We start from the raw sequence: 16,220 nt of genomic DNA on the forward strand, positions 1-16,220 counted from the left end.
GAAGGGGAAGGTAAAGCATGCTTGCCGATAAATGCCCCATCGTGCTCGACGGGGCAGCAAGCGTCATGCCAGGACAACGTCACCTTGTAGTTGGCAACTGCAGGCCAGCACGTAACCCTGGGCGATTTCCTCAGGGGTCAGCGTCATATTACTGCTGGTGGTGTAGTTGCCTTCGAGGATACGGGTTTTGCACGAACCGCACACGCCAGCCCGGCAGGCGGCATTGACCGGTAATGCGTTGGCTTCCATCGCGGCCAGCAGCGTACTGCCGACCGGGACGCGGAATTCGCGCAGTGGTCTGGCGGTGCGCAGCGTTAATCCTTCACCTTGCCCAGTATCGGCTTCTGTCGGCGTATGGAACTGCTCTTTATGGAAACGGGCTGCTGAAACGCCAAGTTGCAGACACAGTTGTTCCACTTGGGTCATATAAGGGGCGGGACCGCAGGTCATCACCGTGCGTTCGATGAGGTCAGGCACGGTTTGGCGCAGTACTTCAGCACTAATTCGCCCGCTGAGATAACCGGGTTGAACATCCTGTTCAGCCATCAGCGTTAACCGCAACTGCGGATGCTTGGCGCACAACGCGTGCCATTGTTTGGCGAAAAGGGTGTCGGCCGGAGTACGCACGTTAAAGATCACTGCGATATCACAGGTTGGGCGGTTTGCCACCAGCCAACGGCACATGGAGATGATTGGCGTGACGCCGCAGCCAGCCGCCAACATCAGATAACGATCGGACGGGTGTTGTTCACAACTGAATTCACCCTGGGCATCGGACAGCCACAGCGTATTGCCGGGTTTGACCTCGCGCGTTAACCAGCGGGAACCGATGCCGTCCGGCAGACAGCGCACGCTGATGCTGAGAAAACGGCTCTGACCGGGCGAAGAAGATAACGTATAGGCACGCAGCGTATCTTCACTATTGCGTATGCTGACCAGCGCAAACTGGCCGGGTTGATAAGGGTAAAAAACGTCGCAGATCAGGTTTAACGTCCAGACGTCGGCGGTTTCTTGCTGGATCGAATGTACCTGCATACGGTTGGGGCAAAGCGGGCTGGGTTGGGTCATAGGGCACCTCAAAAGCAACGGGGCCAGCATGTGTGGCCCCAAAAAGGGTATTAACCAAGCAAGGCGTTCAGATCCTGCTCAACGGTGGTGATCGGGCGCATGCCGAACTTATCGTTGAGGATCGCCATCAGGTTGTCAGTCAAGAAGCCGGGTGCGGTTGGCCCAGTGACAATGTTTTTGACACCCAGTGACAGCAGCGTCAGCAGGATAACGATCGCCTTTTGCTCAAACCACGACAGTACCAGGCTGAGTGGCAACGCGTTGACCGAGCAGCCGAGGGTATCAGCCAGTTTGACTGCCAGCATAATGGCCGAATAGGCATCGTTACATTGACCGACATCCAGCAGACGCGGCAGCCCTTCAAGGGTGCCGAAATCCAGCTTGTTGAAGCGATATTTGCCACAGGCTAACGTCATAATCAGGCAGTCTTGCGGAACGCTGCGCGCAAAGTCGGTGAAGTAGCTGCGTTCGTCGCGGCTACCGTCACAGCCGCCAACCAGAAATACGTGGCGCAATTTCTTTTGTGCGACTAAATCAATCACCGTATCAGCGGCGTTGAGCAGCGTCTGACGGCCAAAACCGACGGTGATCATATGTTCGATTTCGGTATACGGGAAACCATTCATCCCCTGTGCCTGCGCGATCACTTGGGTGAAGTCGTCCCCTTCCAAATGATTAACGCCCGGCCAGCCGACGATGCTACGCGTCCAAATACGATCGCCGTAGTGACCAACGTTGGGATCGATAATACAGTTAGAGGTCATCACTATCGGACCCGGGAATTTGGCGAACTCGATCTGCTGGTTTTGCCAACCGCTGCCGTAATTGCCCACCAGATGTTTGAATTTTTTCAGTTCCGGGTAACCGTGTGCCGGCAGCATTTCGCCGTGGGTATAGACGTTCACGCCCTGGCCTTCGGTTTGTTCCAGCAGCATGCGCAGATCTTTCAGATCGTGGCCGGAGATCAGAATGGCTTTCCCGGCCACCGGACGAACGTTTACCGCGCTAGGCAGAGGATCGCCGTAGGCTTGCGTTTCGCCGTGATCGAGGATCGCCATCACATTGAAATTCATTTTGCCAATGCCCATGGCGTTGTTCAGCAGGGTATCGACGTCGCGCGGCTGGGTGCCGAGCCAGGCCATAAAAGCGTGGTAATCGGCGTAGATCTGTTCGTCGAACTGACCCAGTACGTGAGCGTGTTCCATATAGGCTGCTGCACCTTTCAGGCCATACAGGCACAGCATTCGCAGGCCGTGCACGTCGTCACCGACCTCAGCCTTGTCGGTATTCAAGGCAAACTGAGCGGCTTGTTGCAACAGTGTCGCGATGTCGTCACCGGCCAATTGCAGCGTAGCCAGCGGATGGTCGACACGAACGTCAGCGTCCAGTAACCGGCAACGAGTGGCCAGCGATTCGCGCAGGGCGATGGTTTCCCGTGCGTAACCGATGATGCGCTCTGAATCGAAGTTGACATTGGTCAGGGTAGAGAAGAAGGCGCGTGGGGCAAAACTGTCGATATCGTGATCGACGATACCAAGTGCTCTGGCCTGCAACGCCCAGGCGGATAGGCCTTGTAATGCCGCGACCAACAGGTCTTGCAGATCGGAGGTTTCTGCCGTTTTGCCGCACATACCTTGGGCATAGGAGCAGCCGTTACCCGCAGGGGTACGGATGGTTTGTTCACATTGCACACAGAACATAATCGCTTCCTTTTTAAAGTTGCATTTTTAATGCTTGTTTAAAAGCATAGATCGGCAACCGGGGCTTAAAAAGGCTTTTGTGATGCAACCACGGACAAGTTTGATTTAGCGCAATTTTGCTGTGAGGATGGGAATTATTCCGATTTCCGGGGGCGGTGCCCCCGGAGAGATCTTAAGAGAACAGGGCGATAAGTACCGGTGCCAGCAGGCTCAACAGGAAGCCATGCACGATGGCCGGCGGCACTATCTCCAGTCCGCCGCTGCGTTGCAGCACCGGTAGGGTGAAGTCCATCGAGGTTGCGCCACACAGGCCCAGGGCGGAGGAGCGGCTGCGGCGTACCAGCGTTGGGATCAGCATGATGGCTATCAGCTCGCGAGCCAGATCGTTAAAGAAGGCCGCGCTGCCCAGTACTGGACCGTAAGCGTCAGTGATCAAGATACCGGAGAGCGAATACCAGCCAAAACCGGATGCCATGGCTAACCCCGCTTTGATCGGCAGCCCCAGCAGTTGTGCGGCCAATGCGCCGCCCGCCAGTGCGCTAACCACGACAACGACTGCGACTATCATGCCGCGTCGGTTAAGCACGATTTGGCGTAACGTCATGCCGCTGTTACGCAGTTGGATGCCGACCAGCAGCAGCAAGAAAATCAATGCGTATTCGCTGCCTTTATTGGCGAACTGCAACCACTGCCACTGCGTCAGACCAAGCAGGAAACCGCCGAGCACTACGCCACACAGCTTGAGTGATTCCAGCGCCATGTGCAGACGTGAGGGCAGTTTTTCCTGTTTATGGGTGTTGCGCCACGGCATTTTGCGTTCCAACAACGCCAGCATCAGCAAGCTGATGGCGAGAATGCACAGGAAAAAGACGGCAGCATACTGGAATATCAGCACCAAATTGCTGCTCAGATCCTCCAGGAAGGCCAGGCTGATGCCCATGAAAAACAGGATCACGTACACCATCCAGCTCAGCAGACGGTTGATGGTTTGCAGTAGCGTTCGACTGCGCAACGGAACGAGGTAACCGGCAATCAGCGGTAACAGAATAATCAGCAGTCCTGAATACATGGTGAAGCTTGCGTCCTTTGTTCGGAGGGGGCGCCTGGATGAACGGCGAGGCACCACACGCTAACCAAAACAGCGGCTAGAGTAAAGCGGCAGATTTGACGTTGTCCGCTTGACCTGAAAGGGGTTTTTTGACCATGCTCTGAAGAGGTCACCCCATTAAGGACGGTGGCAGTGCGCACGGGAGGCGACAGATGTTCTTAGAGCGTATCGAGATTGTAGGTTTCCGCGGCATTAACCGGCTGTCATTGATGCTGGACGACAACACGCTGCTGATCGGCGAAAATGCCTGGGGCAAATCCAGTCTGCTGGACGCACTGACGCTGCTGCTGGCACCGGAGCCAAAGTTGTACCGTTTTGAAGCGCATGATTTTCACTTTCCGCCTGGAGAAGAAGATGCCAAAGATCGGCATTTACAGGTGGTATTTACCTTCTGTGAAAAAGACATCGGCCATGCGCATTTGCCCCGTTACCGCCATCTGTCACCGCTATGGGTCAAGGGTGACGATAACCTCAACCGCATTTATTACCGTTGCGAAGGCGAACTGGCCGACGACGACACGGTGTGTACCTGGCGCTGTTTTCTGGATGCCGACGGCAACGCGATGCCGTTACATCATATTGAGCAATTGGCTCATGCCATTATTCGTATCCATCCCGTGTTACGCCTACGGGATGCGCGGTTTATCCGTCGCCTGCGGCCCAGCACGCTCAATGATGAGCATCCGGCCGACAACCAGGCGCTGGCTCAGCAATTGGATCAACTGACGCGTGAGCTGGTGCGTAACCCACAAAAATTAACGAATGCCGAACTGCGTCAAGGGCTGGCTGCAATGCAACAGCTGTTGGAACACTACTTTGCCGAACAGGGTTCGCAGGTGACGCGACCGCGTAGACAGCGACCGGGGCAAGATCAGGATCAACAGGCATGGCGCTCGCTGGACAGCATCAACCGCATGGTCGCTGAGCCAAACAGCCGCAGTATGCGGCTTATTCTTCTGGGGATGTTTTCTACGTTGCTGCAGGCCAAAGGCAGCATCAAGCTGGATCCGCACGCTCGACCGCTATTGCTGGTTGAGGATCCGGAAACCCGCTTGCATCCGATCATGTTGTCGGTCGCCTGGGGTTTGCTTAACCAACTGCCGCTGCAACGCATCACCACCACCAATTCCAGCGAATTGGTGTCGTTGGTCCCGGTAGAGCACGTTTGCCGGTTGGTGCGTGAATCTGGGAGAGTTGCCACTTACCGCCTTGGGCCGCGTGGGCTGGGCCCGGAGGACGGGCGACGTATTTCTTTCCATATTCGTTTTAACCGGCCCTCATCACTGTTTGCCCGCTGCTGGTTGTTGGTGGAGGGGGAAACGGAAGTGTGGTTGCTGAACGAATTGGCGCGTCAGTGCGGTTACCATTTCGAGGCGGAAGGGGTGCGCGTGATTGAGTTCGCCCAGTGCGGTCTGAAGCCACTGTTGCGGTTTGCCCGACGTATGGGCATTGAGTGGCATGCATTGGTGGACGGTGATGAAGCGGGGCGAAAATACGCCGCCACCGTACGCGGCATGCTGGATAACCATGAAGACAACGAGCGTGATCGGCTCACCGCGTTGCCTGCGCCGGATATGGAACATTTCATGTTCCGCGAGGGCTTCAGTGCAGTTTATTATCGAGTGGCGTCGGTGCCGAGCAATGCCCAAATGCCAATACGCAAGGTGATTCTGAAGGCAGTACATCATTCATCAAAACCGGATTTGGCGATCGAGGTTGCGATGCAAGCCGGTGAGCGCGGCACCGATTCGGTGCCGCCATTGCTCAAGAAAATGTTCTCACGCGTGATTTGGCTGGCGCGCGGCCGGGCCGATTAGACCCCGGCAAAGCGGGATGGGGAGCTGAAGTGTTCCGCCATTCCCTGTTCCAGTTCGTCTAACAGTTGATAGCGTCGGCGGTATTCGGCGCGCTTTTTGCTGACCACTTCATCGATCGGTTTACGGGCGATGTGTTCCGGCAGCAGGAAATAGCCGCTTTCAAGCATTTTACCGCCCATTGATGTCCAGAATTGATCGTAATCGGCATGGAGCTTATCTTTCTTTTTACTGCGATAGCGCCAGTTTTGGTAGATATGCGTAGCATTGCCAACCGCGACAATTTGCTGAATACCCAGATGGCGTGCCAAAGTACAAAGGCCTTCCAGTACCAGCCGTTTTGGGAACAATCCGTGACACTCTTTGGTGGTCAACTGGATTTCAGCGTGTGGTACCTGATGATTGGCCCCCTGCAACCCACCGATAAAGAGCGTGGGCTGTTGCTGGTAGTGCATCAGTGCAAAGGTGATCTCCGCCAGCATAATGCCGCTGGCATTACGCAGCAGCAGGGTCGTTTCCCCTTCCTTATTCAGATTATCGATGGCAGCCAACTCCAATGAAACGGCTGTACCGCTCTTGCCGGTGGCACTGGCCAGCACAAAAGGCTTGTTCAGATGACCGAGCAGCATTTTCCGTGGCATGCGTTGCAGGCTGAGATCGTAGTGATCGCGCAGGGCGAACAGGCATTCGATTTTGCTCATGTTCGCCGCCAGATACGGTCGATGCAATTTGCACGGTAGATTGGGCTGCGCGTTCAGAATCTCATTGAGCAGCGGGTTAGATGCCAGCGTGCTGAGCAAACCGCTGGTGGTTCGCCAGCAAAATAAAGAACGGGCGATAAACTTCAGGCGGAATGATGTTTTTTTCCACGCTTTGCTCGGCGCCTTGTCGCCATTGGCCAGCGCCGTCATCAATTGCAAGCCATTAAGCGGGCGTGCAGATGCGAGTGGATAGTTGAGCTGAGACATGATGAAATCCTTGGCTGTATTGAATAACGCTATTTCACCAAGCCTTCACTAAACGGGAGTTCAATGCTGAATGTAACAAAGGATGTCTCCACATTGTGTTGAGCTAAGGTTTAGTTATTCATTACTGTGCGTGATAATTTAGCCTCGCTGCCGCTATTGGCAGTCTGAATTTCAACAGGCAGGAACCTATTTTGACGTGGTTTAAAGGACATAAGCGACGGTTGGTCATGGTGCTGATTGTGGTGGTAGCGATCGCCGCAATGCTGGCCTGGCACTTTGGTCATCCGGCGCCAACGCCGTTTAAAACGGTTAAGGTCGTCAAGGGCGACCTGCAACAAAACGTGCTCGCGACCGGGCAACTTGATGCGGTGCGTAAGGTTGACGTTGGTGCGCAGGTTAGCGGGCAATTAGAAAGCCTCTTTGTCGAAATTGGCGACCGGGTGAAAAAAGGCCAGTTACTGGGCGTGATTGATCCGCAACAAGCGCAGAACAGCATCCGCGAGGGTGAGGCGACCCTGCGAGATTTGCATGCCCAGTTACAGCAGGCACAGGCGGAGCAAAAGTTGGCTGCGGTCACGCTGCAGCGCAATCAGGCGTTGGCGAAGTTGCAAGCGGTTTCACGCCAGGACTTGGATCAGGCCGCCACGCAGTTGGCGGTGAAGAAAGCGCAGGTGGGCACTATCCATGCGCAAATCGCCAAGAATCAGGCAAGCCTGGACACCGCAAAAATTAATCTGGCATTTACCCGTATTGAAGCACCGATGGACGGTGACGTGGTACAGATCACCACGCTACAGGGCCAGACGGTGATTGCCGCTCAGCAGGCACCGAACATTCTGACCCTGGCGGATCTCAGCACTATGCTGGTAAAGGCGCAGGTGTCGGAGGCGGATATAATCAGCCTCAAGCCAGGCCAAAAAGCCTGGTTTACCGTACTGGGCGATCCTAACCGGCGCTTTGACGGCGTGCTGAAAGACATTCAGCCCACTCCAGAGAAGGTCAATAACGCCATTTTCTATTATGCGCGTTTTGAAGTGCCGAACCCTGAGGGGCTGTTGCGGCTGCAAATGACTGCACAGGTACATATTCAACTGGCGGGCGTTAGCCAGGCTCTGGTGATCCCGTTGGCGGCGTTGGGCGATCAAATCGCCGATAATCGCTACCACGTTTCGGTCATGAAGCAGGGCAAGGAAGAAAAGCGCGAGGTTGCCATTGGCCTGCGTAATAACATTGACGTACAAATTCTTAGTGGGCTGGATATCGGCGATGAAGTGATTGTCAGCCGTGGCGGCGTGGAGGCCATCTGATGGCGGCGCTGTTGGAGCTGAGCGGCATTTGCCGCAGCTATCAGTCGGGCGATCAGACGGTAGCCGTACTGAAGAACGTGAGCCTTAGCATTGACGCCGGTGAAATGGTGGCCATCATGGGCGCTTCTGGCTCCGGTAAATCAACCCTGATGAATATTCTCGGTTGCCTGGATAAACCCAGTGCTGGCGTGTATCGCGTGGCTGGACAAGACGTGGCGACGCTCAATGGTGATGCGCTGGCTCGGCTGAGGCGTGAGCATTTTGGCTTTATCTTCCAGCGTTATCATCTATTACCCCATTTGAGCGCAGCGCACAACGTCGAGGTGCCGGCGGTGTACGCAGGGTTGGGTAAGGCCGCGCGGCGTGAGAGAGCCGTGGCATTACTGCAACGTCTTGGGCTGAGTGAACGTGTGGGTTATCGACCAAGCCAGCTTTCAGGCGGTCAGCAACAGCGTGTCAGTATCGCTCGAGCGTTGATGAACGGTGGTCAGGTGATCTTGGCGGATGAACCGACCGGTGCCCTTGATAGCCATTCCGGTGAAGAGGTGATGACGATCCTCAAGCAACTGCGCGAGCAGGGGCATACGGTGATTATCGTCACCCACGATCCGGCGGTGGCTCAGCAGGCTGAACGGGTCATTGAAATCCGGGACGGGGAGATCATTGCTGATTCACGTCCGGATCAGCGAGGCAATCCGAACGCCAAGGCATTGGAGATGGTGGCGCCTGAGCCATCCTGGCGGCAAACGGCGGGTCGTTTCCGTGAGGCATTGGTGATGGCCTGGCGAGCGATGGCGGCGAGTAAAATGCGTACGGCGTTGACCATGCTGGGCATTATCATCGGTATTGCTTCTGTGGTGTCGATTCTGGTGATCGGCGACGCCGCCAAACAGATGGTACTGGCGGATATCAAATCGATCGGCACCAATACGATCGATATCTATCCCGGCAAGGATTTTGGGGATGACGACCCGACCTTCCGCCAGGCACTAAAGTACGATGACCTTGCTGCACTGCGTGAGCAACCCTACATCAGTGCGCTATCGCCCACCATTGCCAGCAGTATGCGGCTGCGGTTAGGCAACGTCGACGTGGCAGCCAATGTCACCGGGGTCAGTGAACAGTTTTTCCGCGTGTATGGCATGACCTTTACCCAAGGTTCCGGTATTGATCAACTGCAGGTGCAATCGCAGTCTCAGACGGTAGTGATTGATGCCAATACCCAGCGCCGGTTGTTCCCGCACCAGAAGGATGTCGTAGGGAAGGTGATTTTGGTCGGTAATATGCCGGCGACGGTAGTCGGGGTGGCGAAAGAAAAGCAGTCAATGTTTGGTAGCAGCAAGACGCTCAATGTCTGGGTACCTTATAGCACCATGGCAAACCGGTTAATGGGCAATGCCTATTTTGATTCGATCACGGTGCGTATCCGCGAAGGCTACAACAGTCAGGAGGCGGAGCAGCAGCTTACCCGTTTGTTAACGCTGCGCCACGGCAAGAAAGACATCTTCACCTATAACATGGACAGTTTGGTGCAGACGGCAGAGAAAACCACGCGTACGTTACAGTTGTTCCTGACGTTAGTGGCGGTAATTTCACTGGTGGTCGGTGGGATCGGCGTGATGAATATCATGCTGGTGTCAGTGACAGAGCGCACGCGTGAAATCGGGATTCGTATGGCCGTGGGGGCGCGTTCCGGCGATGTGTTACAGCAATTCTTGATTGAGGCTGTGCTGGTGTGTTTGGTTGGCGGCGCGCTGGGGATCACGCTGTCCTTCGCCATCGGTTTGCTGGTTCAGGTGGTACTGCCGGGGTGGCAAATCAGTTTCCCACCGGCGGCGTTGCTCAGTGCGTTTGTGTGTTCCACCGCAATTGGCGTGGTATTCGGTTATCTGCCTGCACGCAGCGCTGCGCGGCTTAACCCGATTGACGCGCTGGCCCGCGAATAGCATGATAATAAAAAATGCCAGTCATACGGCGGCTGGCATTTTTAGCGGAGTATTTCGGTCTGACTCTGGGGGCGCGTTTAGGCCAGCGCCTCGCTTTCCAATGGCACAATGAGACTCGCATGGTTCCCTTTTGGCCCTTGGTGCACGTCAAAGCTGACCTGCTGGCCAGCCTTCAGCGTCCGGTACCCATCCATTTTAATCGTAGAATAATGGGCGAAAATGTCTTCGCCGCCGCCTTCAGGACAGATAAACCCAAACCCTTTGGCGTTGTTGAACCATTTAACAGTACCCGTCTCCATGCTTTTACATCCCTCGCAACGCTATTTTTAGGTGAGATGAATAACTGAATTCGTACCCGCCAGCAGCAGGTAGCAGATGAGCCTGAAAGTGGTTAAAACACCACCAGGTCACGAATTTACACTCTAGAGCAAATGATCATCACGTCAAGGGATCGGCTTTTGTCGGCAAGGGGCAGTTCATCAAAGTTTGAAGCAGGTAACGATATTGACATTGTTTGGTAACAATTTGTCAGAGATTTTTGCGCACGTTCCAGTGCGGCGGGATGATGGCGAAGATGGTAAAATAGTCACGATACCCCACTTTGAATAACCGGAACCTGTCCCCATATTAAAGGACAGAGCAGAGAAGATGAGCAGCGATGGGCAATAACAACGATTGGCTAAATTTTGAACACTTGGCCGAAGAAAAACAAATCGATGCGGTAAAACCGCCGTCTATGTATAAAGTTATACTTAACAACGACGATTACACACCGATGGAATTTGTGATTGACGTTCTGCAAAAGTTCTTTTCTTATGATATTGAACGCGCAACGCAACTGATGCTCACGGTCCACTATCAAGGCAAGGCGATTTGTGGTGTTTTTACCGCCGAGGTGGCGGAAACCAAAGTCGTACATGTGAACCGTTATGCAAGGGAGAACGAGCATCCGTTGCTTTGTACGCTGGAAAAAGCCTGATTAAGGCAATCTATTGGGGAGGTGCTTATGCTCAATCAAGAACTGGAACTCAGTCTCAACATGGCTTTCGCCAGAGCGCGTGAGCACAGACACGAGTTTATGACCGTGGAGCACCTGTTGCTGGCGTTACTCAGCAACCCTGCCGCGCGGGAAGCGCTTGAGGCATGCACAGTGGACCTGGCTGCACTACGCCAGGAACTGGAAGCCTTTATCGAACAAACCACGCCGACGTTACCTGCCAGTGAAGAAGAGCGCGACACACAGCCGACGCTCAGCTTCCAGCGCGTGTTACAGCGTGCGGTATTCCATGTGCAATCTTCCGGCCGCAGCGAAGTCAGCGGCGCCAACGTGCTGGTGGCAATTTTCAGCGAGCAGGAGTCGCAGGCGGCTTACCTGCTGCGCAAACACGACGTCAGTCGTCTTGACGTAGTGAATTTCATTTCACATGGCACACGTAAAGACGAGCCGGGCCAAGCGCCGAATGCGGAAAACCCGGTGAATGAAGAGCAGTCCGGAGGGGAAGACCGTATGGAAAACTTCACCACCAACCTCAATCAACTGGCCCGGGTGGGCGGCATTGATCCATTGATTGGCCGTGATCCTGAGCTGGAACGTGCTATCCAGGTGCTGTGCCGTCGTCGCAAGAACAACCCGCTGTTGGTAGGGGAGTCTGGCGTTGGCAAAACCGCGATCGCTGAAGGGCTGGCTTGGCGCATTGTGCAGGGCGACGTCCCGGAAGTGATGGCGGACTGCACGTTGTATTCGCTGGACATCGGTTCGCTGCTGGCGGGTACGAAATACCGCGGTGACTTTGAGAAACGTTTTAAAGCGTTACTGAAGCAACTGGAGCAGGACAAGAACAGCATCCTGTTTATCGATGAGATCCACACCATCATCGGTGCCGGCGCGGCGTCCGGTGGGCAAGTCGATGCCGCCAACCTGATCAAACCGCTGCTGTCCAGCGGCAAGATCCGAGTTATCGGTTCGACCACTTACCAGGAATTCAGCAATATCTTTGAAAAAGATCGTGCCTTGGCCCGTCGCTTCCAGAAAATCGACATTACTGAACCGACGCCGGAAGAAACCATTCAGATCATCAATGGCCTGAAGACCAAGTACGAAGCGCACCACGATGTGCGTTATACCGCGAAAGCGGTGCGTGCTGCGGTTGAGCTGTCGGTAAAATACATCAACGACCGCCATTTGCCGGATAAGGCCATTGACGTGATCGACGAGGCGGGGGCTCGCAGCCGCTTATTGCCGATCAGCAAGCGTAAGAAAACCGTCAACGTTGCTGATATTGAATCGGTGGTAGCGCGTATTGCGCGCATCCCGGAAAAAACCGTATCGGCGAGCGATCGTGATGTATTGAGAAGCCTGGGTGATCGTCTGAAAATGCTGGTGTTCGGGCAGGATCAGGCCATTGAAGCCCTGACCGAAGCGATCAAAATGAGTCGTGCAGGCCTGGGCCACGATCGCAAGCCTGTCGGTTCATTCCTGTTTGCCGGGCCAACCGGCGTCGGGAAAACCGAGGTAACGGTGCAGTTGGCGAAGGCGATGGATATCAAGCTGCTGCGTTTTGATATGTCCGAGTATATGGAACGCCATACGGTGAGCCGCCTGATTGGTGCGCCTCCGGGCTATGTTGGTTACGATCAGGGTGGTTTGCTGACTGATGCGGTGCTCAAGCATCCTCACTCAGTGGTGCTGCTGGATGAAATCGAGAAGGCCCATCCGGATGTCTTCAACCTGCTGTTGCAGGTGATGGACAACGGGACGCTGACCGACAATAACGGCCGTAAGGCGGATTTCCGCAACGTGATCCTGGTGATGACCACCAACGCCGGGGTGCGTGAAACAGAGCGTAAATCGATTGGTCTGGTTCAGCAGGACAACAGCACCGACGCGATGGAAGAGATCAAAAAAGTGTTCACGCCGGAATTCCGTAACCGTCTGGACAACATTCTTTGGTTTAACCATCTGTCGACCGAGGTGATTCAGCAGGTTGTCGACAAGTTTATCGTCGAACTGCAAGCGCAGCTGGATGCGAAGGGCGTGTCGCTGGAAGTGAGCGACGAAGCGCGTGACTGGCTGTCAGTGAAAGGCTACGACCGTGCGATGGGTGCGCGTCCGATGGCGCGTGTCATGCAGGAAAACCTGAAGAAACCGCTGGCTAACGAACTGCTGTTCGGTTCGCTGGTGGACGGTGGTTCGGTCAAGGTTGAGCTGGACAAGGATAACCAGAAACTGACTTACCACTTCCTCAGCGCATCGATGCGTAAAGCGGATGAAGGTGCAGTGCACTAAGCCTGAGTCAAATAACGAAAAAGCGATGCTTCGGCATCGCTTTTTTTATGGGTGCAATCATCACCACAACAGAAATGATTGAGCCCTCTCAGTTTACCTGCGCTCCTGCAACTCGATGTTGAACGTTGCTACGGGGGTAAACGGAAAGGGCTCCGGAGGCATTACATCCTCGGTGCCGCCATCGGCTGGCGACGAGTGAGCCGATTAACGGCTACGGAAGACAATGCGGCCTTTGCTCAGGTCGTACGGGGTCAGCTCTACAGTGACTTTGTCGCCCGTCAGGATGCGGATGTAGTTCTTACGCATTTTACCGGAGATATGTGCGGTTACCACGTGCCCGTTTTCTAATTCAACGCGGAACATGGTGTTCGGCAGCGTATCAAGAACGGTGCCCTGCATTTCAATATTGTCTTCTTTGGCCATCGAATCCTCTAGGTCTAACTACCTTAGTTTTTAACCGGCAAGATAATGCCGAAAAACCCACATTATGTAAAGAAGTGTCGGTGAACATTGCACCGTTTCCGCAAAATTAGTTTGTTGGGGAGGGTGGTTCAACCTGCTGTGGGGGTAATACTTGCGGTGCCCAGCACTCTGGCGCTAACGGCTTGCGCTGAAGTTGACTGAGCTGCTGCAAAAATTGTCGTCGGGGGATCTCTCTCGCTCCCAGCGTGGCAGTGTGAGCGTTAAGCACCTGACAGTCAATCAATTCTCCGCCATAAGCGGCAAAATGCTGACAAAAAGCCATCAGTGCACACTTGGACGCGTTGGTTGTACGGCTGAACATCGATTCACCGCAAAACAGTGCGCCCTGAGCCACGCCGTACATGCCGCCTACCAGTGCGTCATCCTGCCACACTTCGATCGAATGAGCTAAACCGAGGCGATGCAGGTGCAGATAAGCGCGCTGAACCTCAGGGCCAATCCAGGTGCCTTCCTGCGGACGATCGGCGCAGGCGGCGATGACCGCCGCGAAGTCGTGATTCAGCGTAACGCGGAAAGGATTGCTGCGCAGAAAGCGTTTCAAACTCCGGCTGATATGGCGTTCGGCAGGGAACAACACGGCTCGCGGGTCAGGTGACCACCACAAAATGGCTTCCCCCGGCGAAAACCAGGGGAAGATGCCGCGTTCATAGGCGGCCAGCAAACGCGGTGCGGTCAGATCGCCGCCAATGGCCAGCAGGCCATTAGGATCGCGCAGAGCGCCCTCAGGAGAGGGAAATGCCAGTGACTGCGGTGACAGCTTAACAATGCGCATATAAGTTCTCAGCGTGCTCTACAGGCCATTTTACAGAGGTATATCACTGATACGTTGGCGAAAGCGAGCATAACGCCCCTGCAAGCCCATCAACATGGCATGATCGCCTTGCTCGACAATTCTGCCGCCGTCCATCACGCAGATGCGGTCAAGGTGTTCTAAGCCGTAGAGACGGTGAGTAACCAGAATCAGCGTTTTACCCTGACAGTGTTGGCGCAGCAACGCCAGGATCTGCTGTTCGGTCTCTGCGTCCAGGCCTTCGGTAGGTTCATCGAGCAACAGGAGAGGAGCTTGGTGTAACAATGCACGGGCAATGCCCAGGCGGCGCTGTTCACCGCCAGAAAGTTGGCGACCGCCATCCCCAAGCCAGGCATTCAGCCCCTCGTTCTCCAGCAACTTATCCAGACCCACCTGCTGTAGCACTTCGCGCAACTGTTCATCAGCTGCTGCGGGCGCAGCAATGCGCAGGTTTTCACGCAGCGTATCGCTGAAGATATGAACGCGCTGGCTGACGACGGTTGTCATCTGGCGTAGCGTCGCCTCATCGTAAGAGCCCAATGGGTGTCCATTGAGCAGCACCTGACCGCTATTGGCATTCCAGGCGCGTGTCAGCAATTGCAGCAAGGTCGATTTACCGCATCCGGTACGCCCAAGTAGCGCAATGTGCTCACCGGCGGCAATCTCCAGCGTGACGTCCTGCAACACCGGTAACGGTTGGTCGGGGTAGGTAAACGTAAGCTGCTGTAAGTTCAAGGTCGCGTCGCTTTCGGCCGCCGGGCCGTGGGCTGGGAATGTGACTTCGGGTTTTCGGTCGATCACTTGCTTTACGCGTGTGGCGGAAGCGATCACCTGCCCCAGATGCTGGAAGGCCCCCGCGACCGGCATCAGTGCTTCAAACGAGGCCAGTGCGGCAAAAACAAACAGCGCAATCAAGGCTCCGGGTTGGCTGTCACCACCGACGCCTGCGGCTGTAAGCCACAGCAACAGCGCGACTGTTAAACCGCTGGCCAGGATCATCAACGCCTGTGCCATACCGCCGAGCGAAGCCTGTTGCCATTGGCGACGCTGCCAGTGTTGTTCTGTGGTATCCAGGGCTGTACGGAAGCTATCAACTGCGCCGAACACCACCAGTTCAGCCTGGCCTTGCAGCCACGCGGTCAGATCGGTGCGGTATTGACCACGCAAAGCGGTTAACTGACCGCCAATGGGTTTACCAGCACGGTAAAATACCGGGGGCACCAGTAACAGCAGCAGCAGCAGAATACCGCCCAGCGTCAGCGCCAGGGACGTATCTAACCAGCTCAGGCCGTATGTAACGACGGCAATCACCACGGCGGCACTGACCAGCGGCGAGATGACCCGCAGATATAAATGGTCCAGCGTATCGACATCGGCGACCAACCGGTTAAGCAGATCGGCCTGACGGAAGCGGGCAATGCCGCCCGGTGACAGCGGCAGGATCTTTTCAAAGGTAAACACCCGCAGATGGGACAACACGCGGAAGGTCGCGTCATGGCTGACAACACGTTCGGCATAGCGCCCGGCCGTGCGGAAAATTGCGGCACCACGTACGCCGGCAGCCGGCAGCATGTAGTTGAAGGTGAATAGACCCGCCAACCCAGCCAAGGCTGACGCCGCGAGGAACCAGCCCGATAGCGCCAATAGACCGATGCTGGCCAATAGGGTGACGATGGCTAAAACAATGCCCAGGCAGATCAATAGGCTGTGACGACGGTACAGTGCCAGGAACGGCAGCAAAACACGCATG

13 protein-coding genes are annotated in these 16,220 nt (G+C 55.3%); 5 read left to right on the forward strand and 8 right to left on the reverse strand.

The genetic code is table 11. The annotated features are described in order from the left end of the window. Nucleotides 1–63: 63 nt before the first annotated feature. The 3 genes from hcr to JOE25_RS01975 all read right to left on the reverse strand — a co-directional run bounded on the left by hcr (nucleotide 64) and on the right by JOE25_RS01975 (nucleotide 3,837). Nucleotides 64–1,068, reverse strand: coding sequence for an NADH oxidoreductase (gene hcr / locus JOE25_RS01965; protein ID WP_209632534.1), 1,005 nt, complete (start codon nucleotides 1,066–1,068; stop codon nucleotides 64–66). Nucleotides 1,069–1,118: 50 nt separating this feature from the next. Further along, entirely contained in the window at nucleotides 1,119–2,768 is a 1,650-nt protein-coding gene (hcp, locus tag JOE25_RS01970) for a hydroxylamine reductase (protein WP_209632535.1), read from the reverse strand. A gap of 172 nt (nucleotides 2,769–2,940) precedes the next feature. Beyond that, nucleotides 2,941–3,837: a lysine exporter LysO family protein gene (locus JOE25_RS01975; RefSeq protein ID WP_209632536.1), complete on the reverse strand. Its 897-nt coding sequence runs from the start codon at nucleotides 3,835–3,837 to the stop codon at nucleotides 2,941–2,943. Between the two features lie 191 nt (nucleotides 3,838–4,028). Between JOE25_RS01975 and JOE25_RS01980 the strand changes: the two genes are divergently transcribed. Next, nucleotides 4,029–5,693, forward strand: coding sequence for an ATP-dependent endonuclease (locus JOE25_RS01980; RefSeq protein WP_209632537.1), 1,665 nt, complete (start codon nucleotides 4,029–4,031; stop codon nucleotides 5,691–5,693). Here the strand turns inward: JOE25_RS01980 and JOE25_RS01985 are convergent. Continuing rightward, nucleotides 5,690–6,658, reverse strand: coding sequence for a VirK/YbjX family protein (locus JOE25_RS01985; RefSeq protein WP_209632538.1), 969 nt, complete (start codon nucleotides 6,656–6,658; stop codon nucleotides 5,690–5,692). The genes JOE25_RS01980 and JOE25_RS01985 overlap by 4 nt on opposite strands. A 191-nt stretch (nucleotides 6,659–6,849) precedes the next feature. On the opposite strand from JOE25_RS01985, the gene macA reads away from it, so the two are divergent. Beyond that, nucleotides 6,850–7,965, forward strand: coding sequence for a macrolide transporter subunit MacA (macA, locus tag JOE25_RS01990; RefSeq protein WP_209632539.1), 1,116 nt, complete (start codon nucleotides 6,850–6,852; stop codon nucleotides 7,963–7,965). Further along, the gene (macB, locus tag JOE25_RS01995; protein WP_209632540.1) at nucleotides 7,965–9,911 is read left to right on the forward strand and encodes a macrolide ABC transporter ATP-binding protein/permease MacB; all 1,947 of its coding nucleotides are present in this window, start codon (nucleotides 7,965–7,967) and stop codon (nucleotides 9,909–9,911) included. The genes macA and macB overlap by 1 nt, the downstream gene beginning before the upstream one ends. Before the next feature lie 77 nt (nucleotides 9,912–9,988). On the opposite strand, the gene cspD is transcribed toward macB, so the two are convergent. Then, nucleotides 9,989–10,210, reverse strand: a complete 222-nt coding sequence (gene cspD, locus JOE25_RS02000) for a cold shock-like protein CspD (RefSeq protein WP_004942590.1) — start codon at nucleotides 10,208–10,210, stop codon at nucleotides 9,989–9,991. Between the two features lie 359 nt (nucleotides 10,211–10,569). Here cspD and clpS point away from each other — a divergent pair, with 359 nt between their 5' ends. Together clpS and clpA are read left to right on the forward strand one after the other, a co-directional pair. After that, the gene (clpS, locus tag JOE25_RS02005) at nucleotides 10,570–10,890 is read left to right on the forward strand and encodes an ATP-dependent Clp protease adapter ClpS (protein WP_004928347.1); all 321 of its coding nucleotides are present in this window, start codon (nucleotides 10,570–10,572) and stop codon (nucleotides 10,888–10,890) included. A gap of 27 nt (nucleotides 10,891–10,917) precedes the next feature. Beyond that, a complete protein-coding gene (gene clpA, locus JOE25_RS02010) occupies nucleotides 10,918–13,197 on the forward strand; it encodes an ATP-dependent Clp protease ATP-binding subunit ClpA (RefSeq protein ID WP_209632541.1) in 2,280 nt (759 codons plus the stop codon). Between the two features lie 204 nt (nucleotides 13,198–13,401). Here clpA and infA read toward each other — a convergent pair whose 3' ends face one another. The 3 genes from infA to cydC form a co-directional block, all read right to left on the reverse strand. Continuing rightward, nucleotides 13,402–13,620, reverse strand: coding sequence for a translation initiation factor IF-1 (gene infA / locus JOE25_RS02015; RefSeq protein WP_002211347.1), 219 nt, complete (start codon nucleotides 13,618–13,620; stop codon nucleotides 13,402–13,404). 106 nt (nucleotides 13,621–13,726) lie between these two features. Next, nucleotides 13,727–14,452 carry a leucyl/phenylalanyl-tRNA--protein transferase gene (aat, locus tag JOE25_RS02020; protein ID WP_209632542.1) on the reverse strand — a complete coding sequence of 242 codons (726 nt, stop codon included), beginning with the start codon at nucleotides 14,450–14,452 and terminating at the stop codon, nucleotides 13,727–13,729. Nucleotides 14,453–14,482: 30 nt separating this feature from the next. Further along, complete coding sequence (gene cydC, locus JOE25_RS02025; RefSeq protein ID WP_209632543.1) at nucleotides 14,483–16,219, reverse strand: cysteine/glutathione ABC transporter ATP-binding protein/permease CydC; 1,737 nt, start codon at nucleotides 16,217–16,219, stop codon at nucleotides 14,483–14,485. Nucleotide 16,220: the final 1 nt, after the last annotated feature.

Origin of the sequence: Serratia sp. PL17 (assembly GCF_017832355.1) — a bacterium.
GTDB lineage: Bacteria > Pseudomonadota > Gammaproteobacteria > Enterobacterales > Enterobacteriaceae > Serratia.

Bases quoted from the DNA above. Each gene is read 5' to 3' on its own strand.
- hcr (WP_209632534.1), bottom strand. From the start codon at position 1,068: ATGACCCAACCCAGCCCGCTTTGCCCCAACCGTATGCAGGTACATTCG.
- hcp (WP_209632535.1), bottom strand. From the start codon at position 2,768: ATGTTCTGTGTGCAATGTGAACAAACCATCCGTACCCCTGCGGGTAAC.
- JOE25_RS01975 (WP_209632536.1), bottom strand. From the start codon at position 3,837: ATGTATTCAGGACTGCTGATTATTCTGTTACCGCTGATTGCCGGTTAC.
- JOE25_RS01980 (WP_209632537.1), top strand. From the start codon at position 4,029: ATGTTCTTAGAGCGTATCGAGATTGTAGGTTTCCGCGGCATTAACCGG.
- JOE25_RS01985 (WP_209632538.1), bottom strand. From the start codon at position 6,658: ATGTCTCAGCTCAACTATCCACTCGCATCTGCACGCCCGCTTAATGGC.
- macB (WP_209632540.1), top strand. From the start codon at position 7,965: ATGGCGGCGCTGTTGGAGCTGAGCGGCATTTGCCGCAGCTATCAGTCG.
- cspD (WP_004942590.1), bottom strand. From the start codon at position 10,210: ATGGAGACGGGTACTGTTAAATGGTTCAACAACGCCAAAGGGTTTGGG.
- clpS (WP_004928347.1), top strand. From the start codon at position 10,570: ATGGGCAATAACAACGATTGGCTAAATTTTGAACACTTGGCCGAAGAA.
- clpA (WP_209632541.1), top strand. From the start codon at position 10,918: ATGCTCAATCAAGAACTGGAACTCAGTCTCAACATGGCTTTCGCCAGA.
- infA (WP_002211347.1), bottom strand. From the start codon at position 13,620: ATGGCCAAAGAAGACAATATTGAAATGCAGGGCACCGTTCTTGATACG.
- aat (WP_209632542.1), bottom strand. From the start codon at position 14,452: ATGCGCATTGTTAAGCTGTCACCGCAGTCACTGGCATTTCCCTCTCCT.
- cydC (WP_209632543.1), bottom strand. From the start codon at position 16,219: ATGCGTGTTTTGCTGCCGTTCCTGGCACTGTACCGTCGTCACAGCCTA.